Raw genomic sequence first — 17,438 nt, 5'->3', positions numbered from 1 at the left:
GCGGTCTGGCCTCACGGGGCTAGACCGCAATTCGCCAAAAACTAAAAGATCGAAATGGGCTTCACAATGTCTGCATAGATGAGCAGCGCGCTCATTGCTCCGAGCAAGACAACAACCACTAGCGTCAACGGGATGATCTTGGCGGTATCGACCGGTCCAGGATCGGGCTTGCCAAAGAGCTTCGCGAAGAAGCGTCGAACACCTTCATAGAGCGCACCGGCGACGTGTCCACCATCAAGCGGCATGAGTGGCACGAGGTTGAAGACGAAGAGTGCGACGTTTAGTGAACCAATCAGTCCAATGAGCGAGGCCACTCGGTCTGCAACCGGAGAGGAATCGAGGCTGGCAATCTCGCCAGCGATCCGGCCGACTCCAACAACACTGATTGGTCCGTTGGGGTCGCGCTCATCTGGCCCAAAAGCCGCATTCGCGATATCAACCATGCGCTGCGGAAGGTGCAGGATGACGTTGGCGACAGCGACAACGTTGTCACCGACCGCGGGAAGCACTGCGGTAACAGGCTGGCGCACCGTTTCAACCGCCGAACCAATCCCCAAGAAACCGTACTCTTCGGTCTGAGGGTTGCCGTCGGCATCTTCGACAATTGCCCCTCGATCATCGTAAACATAGCGTTCGGTCAGCAGCGGCTCGGCCACCAGAGTGACCTCGGCGCCATCGCGCTCGACAACGACCGTTAGCTCGTCGCCAGCAGCCGCACGGATGTACTCAGTGGCTTCAGCCCACGTCTCGACCGGCTCACCGTCCATCGACACCAAACGGTCGCCGGGGAGCATCCCAGCCGCAAAACCAGGGGCCGCAGGATCAGCGCTTTCGCACGACTGACGTTCAGAAGTCGCAGGGAGCACACACTCCGAGACACTCCCGATTGTGGTGCTCGTCTGGGCAACACCAAATCCCATGAAAAGAATCGCGAACATGACGATGGCAATAAGCAGGTTCATCACCGGGCCACCCAGCATGATGATGATCCGTTTGATAATGGGCAGGCGATAGAAGGCCCGCGACTCATCAACGTCCACGAGAGTGTCAGCGCTGGCAGTACGAGCATCCTGAATCAGAGCCTGAAACATACCTGTCGTGGCGGTGCGCCCCCCACTGTTTGCTTTGCCCGGAGGATACATTCCCGCCATGGCGATGTAACCGCCAAGAGGAATTGCCTTGACGCCGTACTCCGTCTCTCCCCGTTTGCGGGAGAAAATAGTCGGGCCAAACCCAATCATGTACTGGCTTACGCGCACCCCAAAGAGCTTCGCCGGCAGTAAGTGGCCGATTTCGTGCAGGCCGATAGACACGGCGAGTCCGACGACGACAACAAGGATGCCGAGAATATACAAGAGCACGTTTTCCACCCGCTAAGAATAGCCACGAGCGCCGACGTCCACCTGTGCCAGCGCTGTGCAGACCTCAGAACTACCCCGCACTGGGGGTTTTTGAGACTCAGTGGCGAGTCTTTGACACAACCGAATCTGCTTCACGACGAGCCCAGACCTCGGCCTCGTGCAGGGCGTCAAGACTCAACTCGGTCGGCTGGTGGCTCTCAACGACCCGCTCGACGACATCCAAGATGTCGAGGTAACCGATAGCACCAGCGTGGAACGCCAGCACCGCTTGCTCGTTTGCCGCATTGAAAACTGCCGGGAATGTGAGGCCTGCCGTACCGACAGCCTTCGCCATCTCGACTGCAGGAAAAACTTCGCTATCGAGCGGCTCAAAACTCCACGTGCTTGCTGTAGTCCAGTCCAGCGGTACGCCGACACCCGGAACACGGTGCGGCCAATCCAATGCGAGCGAAATGGGCAAGCGCATATTGGGCGGGCTTGCCTGGGCAATCGTCGAGCCATCCACAAACTCGACCATCGAATGAACAATGGACTGAGGATGGACGGTGACAGCAATGCGGTCATATGGCACGTCAAACAGCAAGTGTGCCTCAATCACTTCGAGACCCTTGTTGACCAGTGTCGAGGAGTTCGTGGTGATTACGAGGCCCATGTCCCACGTCGGATGCGCCAACGCCTCGCGCGGCGTTACCTCATGCAACGACTCTCGCGATCGACCGCGGAACGGACCACCGGATGCCGTCAAAACTAGACGCTGCACCTCCGAGTGCTCCCCCGAACGAAGTGCTTGCGCGATGGCCGAATGCTCGGAGTCCACCGGAACAATCTGGCCCGGCTTCGCTCGCGACATCACTAAATCGCCACCGACAATCAAACTCTCCTTGTTGGCCAAAGCCAACACTGCGCCAGAATCAAGCGCAGCGAGCGTGGGACCCAAGCCCACAGAACCCGTGATTCCGTTGACGATAACGTCAGCCTCGACATCCCGAGCCAACTGAGCAGCCGCTTCAGCACCGAACGCAATGTGCTCGACGCCAAAACGCGCAGCTTGTTCCTCAGCGAGCGCGCGGTTCGACCCGGCGGCCAGCCCCACTACTTCGAATTGGTCGCGATTGGCATCGATGACGTCAAGCGCCTGAGTGCCAATTGATCCGGTCGATCCGAGCAGAATTATCTTGCGCATTCCGCTACCTTAGCGAGCCAGACGAAACTGACGAGCGGATGCTAGCCAATGCCGAGAATATCGACAACGAACACGATGGTGTCAGTTCCACTGATCGCAGCGCCTTCGTTGCCAGCTTCGCCGTAGCCTTCGCTTGGCGGGAGGACTGCGATGATCTGAGATCCGACTTTTTGTCCCTCAAGAGCAGCTTTGAAACCGGGAACAACCTGTCCGGTATTGAAAGTCGATGGGGTGCCGCGCGCCCAACTTTCATCAAAGATTTCGCCAGTTGTCCAGTTCATTCCTACGTAGTGAACGGTGACATCGGAATTTTCGCCAACAGTGTCGCCGTCACCTTGCTTAAGCACGGCCACGGCGAGCTCAGTGGGAGGATCAGTCGAAGGAATCGTGATGGTCGGGCGACCATCGTCGTCGAGCTCAACGGTAGGGAAGCCATCCTCAGCGGGCTGATCTTCGCCATCAGCTCGGGGAAGAGCTGCCGGCGCTGGAGCGTCAACGGAAACGATGTCGACCACAAAGACAATGTCGTCGTCGGCGCCAACACCAAGCTGCTCGCGAGCGGCATCGTCGGCAAATGACTCGTCAGGAGGAATTACACCCACGACGCGCGAACCGGCGGTAGAGCACTGAATGGTCTTGACGATACCGACGAGGAACTGCTCGGCATCAACCGGGAATGGAGCGAGACCGGCTTCGTCATAAGTCGTCGACGACAGCTCTTCACCAGTAGCACCGCTGTACAGAGAGAACTGAACGTTAGCGGTTGCGCCCTCAACAGCAACCTCGTCACCGTCTCCGGCGATAGCAACGGTGCGCTGAGTTTCAGAAACGTCTGTGGGGAAGTCAATTGTGACTTCTGGCTTCGCGCCGAAGTCGCCAGCGGTATTGACGGCTTCCGAAGCAGATCCCGATGCTGTGGGCGAGCAATCACCTGATTGTTCAGCCGTTGTCGAGTCGCCGGGGGCGCATGCGGCAAGCGAGGCCACAACACCGAGGGTCAGGAAGAACGGAATCGCTTTACGCACAGGAACCTTTCACAGCAACAACAAGAAGAACCAATCCTCGCGCACTATTGCTGTGCGTAGCGTGTGGAATCGCCGCCCAGTGCACGATCGCCAAGCGATGTTGGCTCAGACCGCTTTCTCATCCCCGACGATGATCCGCGGCTGGTGAAGCACAGGGAAGTTGACGGATGACGCGATGAAACACTTCTGACTGGCTTCGGTGTGCGCATCCATCGCATCCTCAACGCTTCCGGCAGAGATCGTCACCACCGGCCGAAGCGTCACCGAGGTGAAATGCCCGCCTCCGTTGTCCGTCTGCTTCATCGTGCCCGAAACTTCGTCGTGGTAGGCGGTGACAACGATGCCGCGGCTGACCGCTACGTGCAGATAGCTGAGCATGTGGCACTGGCTGAGCGCGGCAATGAGCAACTCCTCCGGGTTCCACCGTGTGGCATCACCGTGAAAAACACGAGCGCTCGAGCCCTCGATGCTGTGCTTGCCAACGGCAGTGACTTCGTTATGGCGAGAGTACCCACGATATTCGCGCGTTCCCTCACCAAGATTGCCCGACCATTCGAGTCGCACTTCAAAGTTGTGATCGATATTCATCAGAAACTCCTTCGCCAGCATCTAGCCCAAAGCCCATGATCGCAGTACGAAGTCCCACCACCACGCGCGACTCCACCGTATCTCGCTCAGACCTCACGGCGAAGTGCTTGAAGTGCTTCGAAACGGCTAGCGTGGGATGGTGAATGAAGCTACCTCAGGCCAAGCCAACGCCCTCACCGTCGAAGACACCGTGCAGCTTGCTGTGCTCGAGCGGTCGGGGATGATCGAATCTCGCCATCTCGGAGCGGCAGTAGTGCTCGCCCCTGACGGTAGCGAATTGCGTCGTCTCGGCAACCCCGAAGCACTCATCTATCCGCGCTCGACTCTGAAACCGATGCAAGCGATCACTGTCCTGCGCTCAGGAGTCACACTCAGCGACGAACAACTCGTGTTGGCCAGCGCAAGTCACATCGGTAGCCAACGCCACCAAGACGTTGTCGCCTCGACCCTGGCCGCCTACGGCCTCAGCGATGATGATTTGCGTTGCCCGCCCGACTGGCCAGCAGACTCGGCTGCTCGACGCGCAACGGATGCTCCTAGTCGGCTGGCCATGAATTGTTCAGGAAAGCACGCGAGCTTTCTTGCGGCCTGTGTCGTCAACGGTTGGCCACTTGAGAGCTACCTTGAGCACGATCATCCGCTGCAATCTCGAATCCGCGAAACGATAGTCGAGTTCACTGAAGCTGAGCTGGCACATGAGGGTACCGACGGTTGCGGCGCCCCCGTCTTCGCGATGAGTCTTGTTTCCTTGGCACGGGCAATCCAACGCGTGACCACGGCAACCGCGGAGAACGATCCCCACGCTCACGCCCTCGTCAGCGCGATTCGGGCCAACGCCTGGGGGCTAGACATGCCGCAGGTTGCCGAAGCGATGGACACCCTCGGCATTATTGCCAAGCGCGGCGCCGAGGGTGTTCTTATCGCGGCGGCGCCCGATGGCACCACTGTCACGCTGAAAATCCTTGACGGGTCTATTCGGCCGCTGCTCCCTGTCGGTTTGTCCTTGCTCGCTGAAGTTGGTGCCATCGACGCGGATGCTGCCGCTGCGGTTCTCGCCTCGACTACCGAAAAAGTACTGGGTCGAGGCGTGCCCGTCGGTGAACTGCGTTTTCAGCTCACGTAAGAACTACGTGCTAATGATGGTGCGAGGATGACGGCAGGTCAGCCCTTACCGGTGATGCGACGGAACTCGGCATTGAACGCTTGGTCATCGGTGGTACTGAGCGTGCGGAAAGAACTGGCGCGCGACATTGCAGTGGCGTTGGGGAACGTGAACTGGTTTGTGGCCAACTCCGGGTAGTTCTCGATTGCGTACTCAAGGGTGCCGTCAACAGGGCTCACACACTTGATCCACTGCACGACCTTGGTCGCGTTTGCGGGATCGTAGTAAAAGTCCATCAGCTTTTCAACGTTGGCTTTGTGCTGAGCACCCGCAGGAATAACGAGCGAGTCCGTGAAGAACGTGCCCCGCGATCCTGGAAGCAAGAACTTGTACTTTTCGTACCCAGCTTGGGCATTGAGCACAGCGATATCGCCGGCACGAGCAAATCCGGCTACTGCTTCGCCTGACTTGAATTTGTCGATGTAGTCACTGCCCATGACCCCAAGAATGTGTTTGGACGCGAGGTGCTTTTCGAGAACATCACTCGCCTTCTTGAATTCGTCGATTCCCCAGATATCTTTCGAGATATCGACACCTTGGGCGAGCAAGAGCATCCCCATCGTGTGGCGCATTTCTGCGAGAACAACGACTTTTCCTTTGAGTTCATCTGCCCACAGTTGCTCAACCGAAACTAGGCCCTTGGGATATTCCTCGGTGTTCCAGGCAATGCCGATGAATCCGCTTTGCCACGGCAGTGAGTAGTCACGGTCGGGATCGAAGTCGGGATGAGCAAGCTTCTTGTTGAGGTTCGCCTTGTTGGGGATGTTCGCCGAATCAATCTTCTGTGCGTAGCCGAACCTGATCAGTCGAGCAGCCATCCAGTCGCTGACAACGATTACGTCAGCCCCTGTTGGCTTTCCCAACGCGAGTTGGTCTTTCATCGTCAAGTAGAAGCCAACGTTGTCTTTGACAACAGAACGGTATTCAACACTGACACCGGTCTGATTCTTGAATTCTTTGAGGGTCGCGGAGTGTCCGCTGAGGTCTTCATCAATGTATGAGGGCCAGCTTGCCCACACGAGAGAGCTATCACTCTCTGAAATATCAATAGCACTCGAGCCGTCTGGCGCGGCGCATGCGGCAAGAGCTAACGCGGATGCGCCAAGCCCTGCTCCCTGCAATAGCCGCCTGCGGCTGAGTTGAGATTGCTTCGCCTGCAGCATCAGCTGTTGGATCGCTGGATCCTGCGGAAGTGGTCTCGTCACGTTTTCTCCTTCGCCACACCAATTACCCCGATGGTAGTGAGCGCAGTTTGCGTAGTTGTAGCCCCAGTTAGGAGGGGCTTTATGGGCGCGTGGCAATAATTCCATGTTTTGTGCTCAGATTCGCGCCATTATTGTGCCCAATTCGGGTACCGCTGAAGATCACGTCCTCACCACTTCTCGTCGCGAGATTACACCGTGGTAGTTCTTGGCAGTCGCACTCTCTCTGCTCCAGCTTCGGTGACGTTCCAGTAGTGGCCCGAGCCGGGAGCAAGAGGGGGTGGCAGTTCCCGAGTGCGCGCGAGCGTGCGGTAGTCGCTGAGGTTGCAGCCATCGAGCAGGATTGTGGCGTGCGCTCTGAGGAGCGTTAGCGCGCCCCAGCGCGACTGCCATTCATCGATTGATCCGATAATGGCAACGGGGTCGTTCCCGTTGGGGATGAACAATTCGCGTTCGGAACCAGGCGCTCCTTCGAGTACGCGCGTTTGCCATCCTGCTGCGGCGAGTGCTGCTCTGGTTGCTGTGGGACGGCTGCTGGCGACAGCGAGGTGCTCATGACGATTGAGGGTTCTGACGGCTGCCGCTCGCGGCACAGGTGGCACATCTTCGCTTCTGGCGATGTGCACTCGCATGTCTTTCCATAAACCACCTCCGGGAGGTAGTGCCGGGTTAAAATCGTCTGAGGCGCCGCCGGAAAGTACGAATTCCTGCCGACTGCTGAAGCGGAGCCTCAGGATGTTTGGCATGAGTTGGGCGATGGCCTGCAGCGCTGCGGTGACACGTTGAGCGCTCGCGACCACCCAAATTTTGTGAGCGGGTCCCTCGCGGAGGAGGCGAATAAGTCTCTCGAGAATTGCGGCTCGGTGGTCGTCGTCGAACCGTGAAACTATCGCGTCTAGATCATCAATGAGCACGATCGTTCCCCCCGCGGACTGCTCGCGCGATGTCGAATTATCGAGTAGCGCATGAATTTCGGCAAGCGTGTCCCAGAATCCTGCCGCGTCGAGCCCTCCGGCTTCAATGCGGAAGCAAGGCTCTTCGCCCATGTGTGGGCCTGTGACCGCTTCTGCAGAGTCTGCCGTCACAGGGCGAGCAACACCGCGAGAAGCGGCCGCAGCGGCGACTGTGGCGATCGCGACACTCTTGCCGCTGCCTGGGCCACCGAGAATGAGAACATTCCCGTCTGCCATCGGCGACCATTCCGCAATGCCCTGGCGCTGCTCCTCGGGGATATCGCTGAGCCCAAAGCAGATGGTGGCCTCTTCTCTCCCCTGTCGCCAAGCCCTCCCCCCAGCGGAGCTACTGCGTTCAGCGACATGAGCGAGCGAAACATCGCCGGGAAGGGGTTCGCACCATGGTCGTCTCGGGGTTACGGTGGCTGGCCATCGTTTGGCAACTGTCTGAATGTCGTCTGGCGTCGCGAGCGCGAACTGCGCTAGCTCGGCGGATGAGGACCCGTGAGCAAGCCACGCGCGACCCTTCGCTCCCGTTGGCAGCTCGGCCGCGCGATCGCTACCGATCACGGCGGAGCTATCTGCTCCGTTGTTCACCCGCAGCGAAATCCGAAGATCGGCATTGGCTAGGAGCGAATCTCGCACCACTCCTGACGGGCGCTGTGTGCACAAAATCAGGTGCACCCCGAGAGACCGGCCACGGGCAGCAATGTCGCTAAACAGGGCGTGCAGTTGAGGATAGTCGGCCATCATCGCCGCAAACTCATCAACGACAATCACTAGGCGCGGAAGTGTGTCCAGTTCAGCGACATCTCTCACCCCGGCGATGGCGAGTGCACGCTCTCGGTACTGCAACTCTGCTCGAAGGCTGACAAACGCTCGACTGGCCTCGGCAGCGTTGAGGTCAGTAATGATTCCCACCGTGTGGGGAAGCTCTGAAAGGTGAGCGAATGCTGAACCACCTTTGAAATCGACGAGCAGGAAAGTGACATCGTCCGGCGAGGATTCTGCAGCCATTGCGAGAACCCAAGAGATGAGCAGTTCGCTCTTGCCGCTTCCCGTGGTCCCCCCAACAATTGCGTGCGGCCCGTGAGCAACAAGATCGACAACGATGCGACCGTTCGCCCCCACCGCTGGCCGACTCGCTAGCGACTTGGTACGACGCGGTCGCAGCTCGCAGCCAGGATCCAGCTGGCCCAATAGGCCTCTCAGTTCGACCGAATTAGGCACTGCACCATCGCTGCTTGCTAACCCGTCGCGGGAGGCAATGTCGTGTGCCGCGAGCGCCCACGCCAATGCTTGCTCCCGACCGAGAAACGATGGTGCAAAGTTTCGCCGCTGATGTTTGTCCGGATGGCGGACAACAGCGACCGTGCTCCCGTCGGCGCGAATAATAATTCGATGCCCGCTCGGGGCGTGCTCCTCATTCTCGACAACGCTGATCGAGACGCTGGGTACACCATCTCCGAGTACTCCCCAGTGAACACTTGCCCGGGTGTGCGCATGGTCAGCATCATCGACACCGCTCTCTGAACGCAAGACTCGGTGCGGAAGATGTGCACTCCATTGCTCTGAACTAAAGACGCCGCGCAACCTCACCCAGCTTGTCGTTGGCGAAAGCGTGCGCGCTAACTGAATGGCCAGCCCCCTGGCTAGGGAGAGTGCAATTGGCTCGGTACCGAAAATCGCAATGCCGAGCCGAGCATTCACAGCGATGGGAGCACCGTGCACACTCGCAGCCTGATCGACTAGGTGCTGGTAGTGCTCGTCGGTAACCGGATCCACCGCATCGTGCGATCCGGAACGATCAATGACGAGGTCGCTACGAACTGTGCCGTAGCCGAGGTGCACCGGCAGAACGTCGCGAGGCTCTCGCGCCCAGCGCAAGGAATCTATCTGCACGTCGTTCACCATGACGATCGCCGGTGGCGTGCGCTCAACAAGATCGCCTCGCTCCTGCCGATGGTAAGCCTCAATGGACAGTTGGGTCGCCGCTACTTCCCGGGAAAATCGTGCGGTTTCGGCGCGCAGCTTTTTGCGTGCGGAAACCCGCGAATCAATGAAGCTTCCCGTCGCCGCTAGTGGGCCAAGCGCAGCGAAGACCAATGCGAAGGTGGATCCTGTTATGAGCCAAATCGCCAACGAAGCCACGATCGGAACTGTTGCAGCGACGATCGGGAATCTAAAGGGCGCTGCGGGCTGTGGAGCAGTAGGCAAAGTAATACGGGGGCCAGTAGCGCGAGAATCGGTCACTCACTGAGTTCATCAGCCTTCAGCATCCGCTCATATCACTCACCCCAAGTAGTGGAAAGAGTGCATCCTGTAGGATTTGTGAGGGACGCTTCTCCCCGGTTCGACCGCACCGACGGTGAGTAAAGCGAACGCCGGTGAGTTCTGTCGCTAACTAACGATGAAGAACTGTTCGCCGATCTCAACTCGTGTGCCGCGCATGACTCGATAACGCTTGCCGGGTTCACACCGCTTGGGTTCTCCCCCGGGTTCTCGCACGACCGTTCCGTTGCCGGAGTAACGGTCGCTAATCCAGAAGGCACCAGTGATTTGACCGAACTCAAGATGCGTCTTGGACACGGACTTACTGGGGTCGGTAATCGGCACGAGAATGTCGAACTTTTCTGATGGCTCTGCAATCGGATTGCGACCAACCAGACCGGTTCCCGTCACAATCACGCTGTCGCCCGTGCTGAACTGAAGCACAAAACGTGTGCCAGAAAGACTTCTCTCGACGATCCGAGTGTCTTCGATGTCTTCGTCGTCGGAAGCAAGCGATGCAATCGGGGTTGGCGGAGCGATGGGAAGCTCCACTCGGTGATGAGACATCGGCGGCGGTGCAAGAACTGAGAGCCCAGCCGTCTCAGATGCGCCGCTACCATCCGTGCTTGCGCTCACCTCCTCGGCAACTCGCTGATCATCGCTTGACGCAAAATCTGGCACTGCGCTGAGTCGCTCGAATTCGGCAGCTGAGCCGTTATGGTTTCCGTCAACGGCACCAACCGAAGCTGCCTCATCCAAGGAGTCGATTGATTCACGTGGAGCGGATGTCGACGCTGCCTCAGAACTCAACTGTCCGATTTCCGTCGCACGGGAACTCGAATCCGCATCCGAAAATTGTGGGTCGCCTGAATCGTCGCGTGCCTCGTCGCTCGAAGCAGAGTGGTCGTTTTGCGAGTCTGCGTTGTCATCATCGTTCTGGGAAATTGTAGGCAGTTCTGGGGCGTCTCCCGATTCGGGATTCCCCGCGTTCATGGCCTGGTCGGCGATCTCGGCCTGCTCGGCGACCTCAGTGTGCCCGGATAGTTGTGCCTGCTCAGCTAGTTCAGCCTGCTCAACGTTCTGATTCTGTTCAGTCTCGTCTTGTGCCGCTACCTCGTCGATGTGACTAGCAGCGAGTGTGTTGCGCGCTGAAGCGACTGCCCCGGTGCGGGCGGTTGGTTTTCCCCAGGGGAAGGGGTCTAGTGGTGGCGCGACCGCGGTGCGAGCTGTTGGCCCGATTCCGTGTTTGACGAAGCCACAGGAGCCGCAGAAGATATCGGATTCCGAAAGAGCTTCACCACATTGAGCGCAGACTGCATCGCTCGATGCCGACACGACCAGTGGCGCCGTCGGTGCTTTTTCGGAATCAACAGAAGCGACTGACTCGTTCTGCGGACCATTGACACTGTCGGATGCCCGGGGAGCAGTTGCGCTGAACGAAGTCACCTCAGCCTCTGGCTCGACCGCTGTCGTTGAGGGAGCTGGCTGATCGGCTACGCGCTCCGATGCTACAGGCGCAAAAGCGGACGCCCTCAATCGATCTGCTGTCGTAAAGAGCGTTTCTTCACCGAGGGGGCGCACCTGCTTTGCAGGGGAACGCTCGGCGGCAGGAACGGCCACCTCGGGCCGACCCACATTCTTGAGATCTGGCGCAAACGCCGATCGCGGCAGGGGCGACGGCTCGACCAAGGGCTCTGGCTCAACGAGTGCTTCAGGCTCGGCCGGAAGCTCAGGCTCGGCTTGCTCTTCGTGCTCTGTCTGCGGCTGCGGCTCTGGCTCTTGCGCTGGCTCTTGCGCTGGCTCAGGCTCGGATTTAGCGTCGGATTCGGTTTCGGTTTCGGGCTGAGACTCTGATTGAGGCGCGGGCACCGGTGCGTCGCCCGCAAGCAGCACTACCCCGTCGCGATCGCTGTCACGGACGCCAGAGTGATCCTCTTCGAGCGATCCATTGACGTCACGAGTTGGATCGTCTCCGCCACGCGCATCGTCATCGACAAGCGCACCGTCATCGTCAGCAACATCGCCGCCGTCAGCGGCCTCGCCAGCCTTAGCGGCACCCGCATCAACACCCGCATCATTAACTACAGCAGCGTCAGCGTCGCCGATCTCAGCTATCGGGATTTCGTCATCAGATTTCGGCGCGTGGTCAGAATCGGCGTCAGTTTCGGACTGCACCGAATTCTCAGTCGCTGCGTCGTTGACCACCACTGCCTCGTCCGCGGCTGCTGCGTCCACCGCTGCCTCGTCCGCCGTGGCGTCGGGTGACTGCGGCCATGCCGCTTCTTGGGGGTTTGGCGCCGGAAGGTCGCGCCAACCCTCGTCGGCTGCGGGCGGGACATCGCTCACCACTGGTGATGGGGAAATGGTGGCGGCGAAAGTGAGAACTGAGGGGTCGACGACTTCGTCGTAGGGACCATCTTCGTCGAACGGCAAAACCTCGTGCTCTGGGCCGTCTTCTGGCTCGTCCTCGGGAGCGCCGTCGTGCTGAACTGATTCGCTGTCGTCAGTCGGAGTGTTGGGAAAGTCGCCAACATCGTGGGCTGAGAGTTCATCAGCGCTGGGGAGCACCAGCGGCTCGCCTAGCTGCAAAACTATGGTGTCGGATGCTGTGGGCGCGGTCTCATCGAACTGATGAGTTTTGTCGGCTGACGCAGATGTTTCGGCGCTGACTTCGTGAAGGTCAGCGGTGGCGGCAGTCGATGTCGGAATCGTGGGGCGTGAAACCGGACGAGACGCGGCTGCCGGTGCGACCTCAGCGCTCTCAGCGCTCTCAGCGCTCTCGCCGCTTTCGACCGAGTGACGGCGACGTGCGCTCAGCAAAGCCGCTGCCTTTGCCTTCTTTTCCGCGCGCTTCACTCGTGCGGATTGTGAGCGTTTGGGAGCAGCATCAGCGCTGCGGCGGGCGCGCCGGGACATCGCGGGCCGCCCGCACTCGGCACAGTAAACAGCATCGGCGGGCAGTTGCGTCGCGCAGAAAGAACAGATCATCGGGTAGTCCTCTATCGCTTAAACAGACTTGTGACACTATAACCACCGAGCGATCGCAGTGATATTTTGGTCGTGAACCGCGCCCAACGCGACAGTCCAGTGTGAAGCTGATTTTCGAGATCGGTGACGTTCGTCCAGAACGCATCGACCTCGTCTGACTTCGGATCAGCTCCGGAGAAAATTACGCGGTCGGCATGCACCGCAAGGTCATGGGCGGCTGGTACTTGCACTATCGCAGCGACCTCCGTTCGGGTTCCTGACGGTGGTGGCGTGTAGCCGTGGTCAAGGAGGGAGTCTTCAAACTCTTGCCAACCACCGCTGATCTGGTCGAGGGCGGAATCTGCGCGTCGGCGCAATATCCGTCGACGCAGTTTCGCGGCGACAATAAGCAAGAATGGGGCAGCGATCACGAGGAGCACGAGCAACGTCCAACCGACAGCGCGGAGAACCGCGAGGATCGCCTGCAGCACAGGATCAAGGTCAGGTTGCAGCGCCTGCTCACTATCCGGGTTTGACTGGCGGTTGAGCGTGTCCGATTCGATTTCCGGAGGTTGCACGACTGTTTGGGGGCGAGCAACCTGCGCAGTGTCATCCGGATCTTCGTCCGGAATCTCACGCAATGGTGGATTGGGGTCAAGCGTGACCCAGCCATATTCTTCGGTATTGACTTCGATCCAGGCGCTCACGTCATTGCCGCGAATCTGCTGGTCTGAAGTGACGAACCCGAGCACTATTCGGGCGGGGAACCCCAACTCGTTTGCCATGATGGATGCCGCAACCGCATACTGCTCTCCATCACCGATCATTCGCTGCTCAGTAAACAGCTCAGCAATTCGATCTGCTGAGTGACCAGATCTGCTAGCCGGTTCGTCTACACCGACACCGTGACTGATGTAGCCGTCAGCTGCCAGGCCGGCAAGCATGGCGGCGAGACGCTCGCCTGGCACGGTGATCCCACGCACGTACTGGTCGAGTTTTTCCGTGAGTTCGTCTGGCGAGACTCCGATGGGAGGAACTTCAGCTGCACCAGGCGTAAGTGTCGAAATTTCGTCATCCGTGGGTTGGACGGGGACAACGCCTTCAAGGGTGTAGCTATCGCCACGCTCGAGTCGCTCGGTCACCGCTGCAGTGCCGGAAACTTTGTTGTAGTAGAACGAGTCGCGCAAATCCGCGGCTCGATCTCCACCGAAGTCAACCTCTTCAAACAGGCCAACGGTCGGCACCCAAACTCCTGAATATGCGGCAATAGTGATTGCCATCTGGGCCGGACTTCCTTCGACTTCAGACTGGTCAAAGCGAGAAGGCACACGAGCAAATGATCCGGAAGCGCTCGTGACGCGACCGCTACCTACCGCGTAAACAACCCCATCGTAGCTATCAAGTGTGGCAAGCCTGACTCGAGTTCCCAATGGGACACCCGACACTTCGAAAAGCACAGAGTTGGCTGTTGTTGGCTGCCAATAGCGCCGAAAACCAGAAAGCGGGCTCACGTAATCTCGCGGATCAAAAGGCTCAACTATCGCCGTGCGAAGCACGGAGCGATCGTTCACGGGAGGCACAGCGTTGGCAAAAGCGACTGCGGCACTTGTCGCGATCGCCAAAATCATGACCGCACTGATTACTGTTCGCGCACCAGCAAAGCCAAACTCTCGCTTGCGTCGAGCTACACCAGCGGTATCCATCGCGGCTTCAAGAGCATTGACGGTGTCGCGTCGACGTCGCCAGCGAAACCACACCAGCGCGAGCGCAATGACGACCAATAGGGCGATTGCCAATGTTGCCGGTCGATCGGGGTAGGTGGGGCCAAACGCCACTGCCGACAAGAACAACGCGATTGGTGGAATCACTGAAAGTTCTGGGCTTCTGGTGCGATAGGCGATGCTGAGCGCAGCGACTGTGGCGGTGAGGACAAGCACGAGGGCTGGTACGAGCAACGCTTGATAGCTGCCAACGGGAAGGGAAATTGTCAGAAGTTGCTTCCACCCGAGAGCAACACCGAGAACGAGATCGATAAGTCCGCCGAGCGTCGGCAACACTGTATATTGCGCCTCGGATGGAATCGCAATAGGAACTCCGATCACCAGAAATGCAACAAACGTGACAAGCGTTGTCGTCACGAATGACCATTTTCTCCAGAGCGAAACGACGGCCACAATGGAGCCGACGATCACACTCACGGCGATGAGAATGATCACGGCGGGGCTGCGGTAGATCGGCCACAGCGCGGCCGCAGCGAGAACAATTGCCAGCCAGAGCAGTCCGCCGCTGACAAGGAAGAAGGAACGTGACAGTGTGCGCCTCATACTGCCGCCGATCGCGCGAGGGCTCGTTTAAGATCCTCGAGGTAGCCGATCGTGAGAACGCTCAGTCCGGCGACCCTGCGCAAACCAGGAACTGTTTCCGGGTCACACACAATGGCAACCACTTCCACGTTCGCGGCGAATTTTGTTGATGCAGCGCGCAGTTGCTGCGAGGTCACGGGTGAACCGCAAATAAGAAACGCGACCGAAACACCGCTCGTCTGCTCAGAAGTAACGCGTGCGACATCCACAATTCGAAGAGCCGTTTCTGCATTCTGCACGCGAGTGAGGTCGTCGAGGAGTCGGGTCCCGGTCAAAGTGGAAAGGGCTCGTACGGCGAAAATCTTCCGTTTGGCAAACTGCGGTGTTTGCGCGCTAGCAACTACCGTTACCGTTCTGGCATCGCGAATAGCTTGCGCGCCCAGAGATCCGGCAACGCTCACCGCCATCTCGAATTCATATTCGCTCGCAAAGTCGGCAGTCGCCAAGCTTAACGCGATCACCAAATGACTGCGGCGGGTCTCCTCAAACTGACGAACCATATACCGGCCGGTTCGCGCAGTGGTTTTCCAGTGGATGTTGCGCCGCTCGTCACCCGGAAGGTATTCGCGGAGCGCATGAAAAGAAATGTCGTTATTTGCTAGATCCTTGGTGGGGTTTCCTTCAAGGTCGCGGATCAGACCAGTGCTGACACTGGGGATACTGATGGTGCGCGGGTGAACGAAGACTTCCGCGGACTCAGTCCACACGAGCTCGCGGCGTACAAGCCCTATCGGGTCAGCGCGCACTGTTCGTACGGGGCCGACTGATATAACGCCTCGACGATGAGTAGGGATGGGAAAATCGTGCGTTGCCGAACCGCCGGGCCGGATGCTCGGAAGCACTGCCTCGGCAAAGGTCTGAGCGACCGGAATTTCAGCGACAACTCCGAGGCTGCGTCGCTTACTCTCGTTGACCCCGCGAACCTCGCCGCTTGCAGCCTCCCCGACAACCACACGCCGTCGATCCACGTGAAGGCTGATTGCGAGCTGGCTTCGCCCAAAGAGATAAATGGCCGCCATCAGCGATACAGCGATGAATGCGTAGCCCGCAATAACGAGTTCGACCCACGCTATCGAGTAACCAACGATCAGGCTCAGAGGGATGAGGGCAAGAATCACCCAGCCGAGCGGAGTCACGACTGACGTGACTCTCGCCGCGTAGCGAGAGATCATGGTGCGCGCGAGGCCAACGAAACGCACGATGGCCACGATTAGGTCAGCGAGAAACCCCGTGCGGTACCCGACAATTCGAGTTCGTGCGTTGTCGAGTCCCCGGATTGCAGTCGGGAAGTCTGCGTCAGAGCGCGCTCGTTCGCCGCTCGGATCCTGATGTTCCGCTGCGGGTTGTTGACGGGGCTCTCTTTTAGCCTGGCGCGAGAAAATCGAACTCACACGGCTTGCCGTTCAGTGGGTGGAGGATTCTCAATCAGAATCTGGGCGATAACACTCGAGGCGGTTACACCTTCAAACTCTGCTTCGGCATCGATCACCAGTCGGTGCGCAAGTACGGGCTCGGCAAGTGCTTTCACGTCATCGGGAACGACATAGTGCCGACCGTTGGAGGCCGCCAGGGTCTTGGCTGCGCGCATCAGCGCGAGCGCTCCACGGACACTCACGCCAAGTCGAACTTCAGTTGCGCTGCGAGTCGCTTCAACTAGCCGGCTTACGTAGTCATTTATTGTCGGGTCGACATGAACAGTGCGAGCGAGCTGAGCCATTTCAACAACAAGCTCAGCGCTGACGACAGGGTCAATGGTCACGGAGTGCGCGGCCACGCCGGCACCATCAAGGATACGAAGGGTGGATGCCCGGTCTGGGTAGCCGATCGAAGCTTTCATCAGAAAGCGATCCAGTTGTGCTTCGGGTAGACGGTAGGTACCCGCTTGCTCGATGGGGTTTTGAGTAGCAATCACCATGAAGGGCGCGCCAACGGGGTGTGAAATTCCGTCTACGGTTACTTGCCCTTCTTCCATCACTTCTAGCAGCGCAGCTTGAGTTTTGGGGCTCGCACGGTTGATCTCATCGGCAAGAACAATATTGGCAAAGATTGGTCCGGGGTGGAACTCAAACTCGTTGTCCCGCTGATCGTAGATACTGACTCCGGTGATGTCACCCGGCAGTAGGTCTGGGGTGAACTGGATGCGGTTCGTGGTTCCTGACACGCTTTGCGCTATCGCGCGAGCGAACGAGGTCTTTCCTGTGCCGGGGTAGTCCTCAAGCAGCAGGTGCCCCTCGCTCAGCAGCGCAGTGAATCCGAGGCGCACCACAAACGTCTTTCCGAGCAGGATTTGCTCGACATTCGTGACGAGCCTGTTGAAACTCTCTGCGAACCATGCAGCTTCATCGGGAGTCATGCTCATACCG

At 58.8% G+C, this 17,438-nt stretch carries 11 protein-coding genes; 1 reads left to right on the top strand and 10 read right to left on the bottom strand.

Annotation, left to right across the window (positions count from 1 at the left end):
* Positions 1–41 precede the first annotated feature (41 nt).
* The 4 genes from AC061P_RS05150 to AC061P_RS05135 all read right to left on the bottom strand — a co-directional run bounded on the left by AC061P_RS05150 (position 42) and on the right by AC061P_RS05135 (position 4,157).
* Entirely contained in the window at positions 42–1,370 is a 1,329-nt protein-coding gene (locus AC061P_RS05150) for a M50 family metallopeptidase (protein ID WP_480392004.1), read from the bottom strand.
* Between the two features lie 88 nt (positions 1,371–1,458).
* Positions 1,459–2,544: a 1-deoxy-D-xylulose-5-phosphate reductoisomerase gene (gene dxr / locus AC061P_RS05145; protein ID WP_449648883.1), complete on the bottom strand. Its 1,086-nt coding sequence runs from the start codon at positions 2,542–2,544 to the stop codon at positions 1,459–1,461.
* Between the two features lie 41 nt (positions 2,545–2,585).
* Positions 2,586–3,569, bottom strand: a complete 984-nt coding sequence (locus AC061P_RS05140; protein ID WP_449648882.1) for an FKBP-type peptidyl-prolyl cis-trans isomerase — start codon at positions 3,567–3,569, stop codon at positions 2,586–2,588.
* Between the two features lie 105 nt (positions 3,570–3,674).
* Positions 3,675–4,157, bottom strand: a complete 483-nt coding sequence (locus AC061P_RS05135; protein WP_449648881.1) for an OsmC family protein — start codon at positions 4,155–4,157, stop codon at positions 3,675–3,677.
* Between the two features lie 136 nt (positions 4,158–4,293).
* Here AC061P_RS05135 and AC061P_RS05130 point away from each other — a divergent pair, with 136 nt between their 5' ends.
* Positions 4,294–5,280: an asparaginase gene (locus AC061P_RS05130; protein WP_449648880.1), complete on the top strand. Its 987-nt coding sequence runs from the start codon at positions 4,294–4,296 to the stop codon at positions 5,278–5,280.
* A gap of 38 nt (positions 5,281–5,318) precedes the next feature.
* On the opposite strand, the gene AC061P_RS05125 is transcribed toward AC061P_RS05130, so the two are convergent.
* From AC061P_RS05125 to AC061P_RS05100, 6 genes are all read right to left on the bottom strand, one after another.
* A complete protein-coding gene (locus tag AC061P_RS05125; protein WP_449648879.1) occupies positions 5,319–6,524 on the bottom strand; it encodes an ABC transporter substrate-binding protein in 1,206 nt (401 codons plus the stop codon).
* Between the two features lie 188 nt (positions 6,525–6,712).
* On the bottom strand, positions 6,713–9,727 hold the full coding sequence (locus AC061P_RS05120; RefSeq protein ID WP_480392003.1) for an FtsK/SpoIIIE domain-containing protein: 3,015 nt from the start codon (positions 9,725–9,727) through the stop codon (positions 6,713–6,715).
* A gap of 147 nt (positions 9,728–9,874) precedes the next feature.
* A complete protein-coding gene (locus tag AC061P_RS05115; RefSeq protein WP_480392002.1) occupies positions 9,875–12,601 on the bottom strand; it encodes an FHA domain-containing protein in 2,727 nt (908 codons plus the stop codon).
* Positions 12,602–12,744: 143 nt separating this feature from the next.
* The gene (locus AC061P_RS05110) at positions 12,745–15,036 is read right to left on the bottom strand and encodes a transglutaminase TgpA family protein (protein WP_480392001.1); all 2,292 of its coding nucleotides are present in this window, start codon (positions 15,034–15,036) and stop codon (positions 12,745–12,747) included.
* The gene (locus tag AC061P_RS05105) at positions 15,033–16,466 is read right to left on the bottom strand and encodes a DUF58 domain-containing protein (RefSeq protein ID WP_449648875.1); all 1,434 of its coding nucleotides are present in this window, start codon (positions 16,464–16,466) and stop codon (positions 15,033–15,035) included. Before AC061P_RS05105 ends, AC061P_RS05110 begins: the two co-directional genes overlap by 4 nt.
* Entirely contained in the window at positions 16,463–17,434 is a 972-nt protein-coding gene (locus AC061P_RS05100; RefSeq protein ID WP_449648874.1) for an AAA family ATPase, read from the bottom strand. The genes AC061P_RS05105 and AC061P_RS05100 overlap by 4 nt, the downstream gene beginning before the upstream one ends.
* Between the last annotated feature and the right edge of the window lie 4 nt (positions 17,435–17,438).

The organism is Rhodoglobus sp. G.S.4, from assembly GCF_056619605.1.
The sequence above is the reverse complement of the archived record's forward strand: the minus strand, read 5'-3'. Positions and strand labels throughout refer to the sequence as shown.

Bases quoted from the DNA above. Each gene is read 5' to 3' on its own strand.
- AC061P_RS05135 (WP_449648881.1), bottom strand. From the start codon at position 4,157: ATGAATATCGATCACAACTTTGAAGTGCGACTCGAATGGTCGGGCAAT.
- AC061P_RS05110 (WP_480392001.1), bottom strand. From the start codon at position 15,036: ATGAGGCGCACACTGTCACGTTCCTTCTTCCTTGTCAGCGGCGGACTG.
- AC061P_RS05100 (WP_449648874.1), bottom strand. From the start codon at position 17,434: ATGAGCATGACTCCCGATGAAGCTGCATGGTTCGCAGAGAGTTTCAAC.
- AC061P_RS05130 (WP_449648880.1), top strand. From the start codon at position 4,294: ATGGTGAATGAAGCTACCTCAGGCCAAGCCAACGCCCTCACCGTCGAA.
- dxr (WP_449648883.1), bottom strand. From the start codon at position 2,544: ATGCGCAAGATAATTCTGCTCGGATCGACCGGATCAATTGGCACTCAG.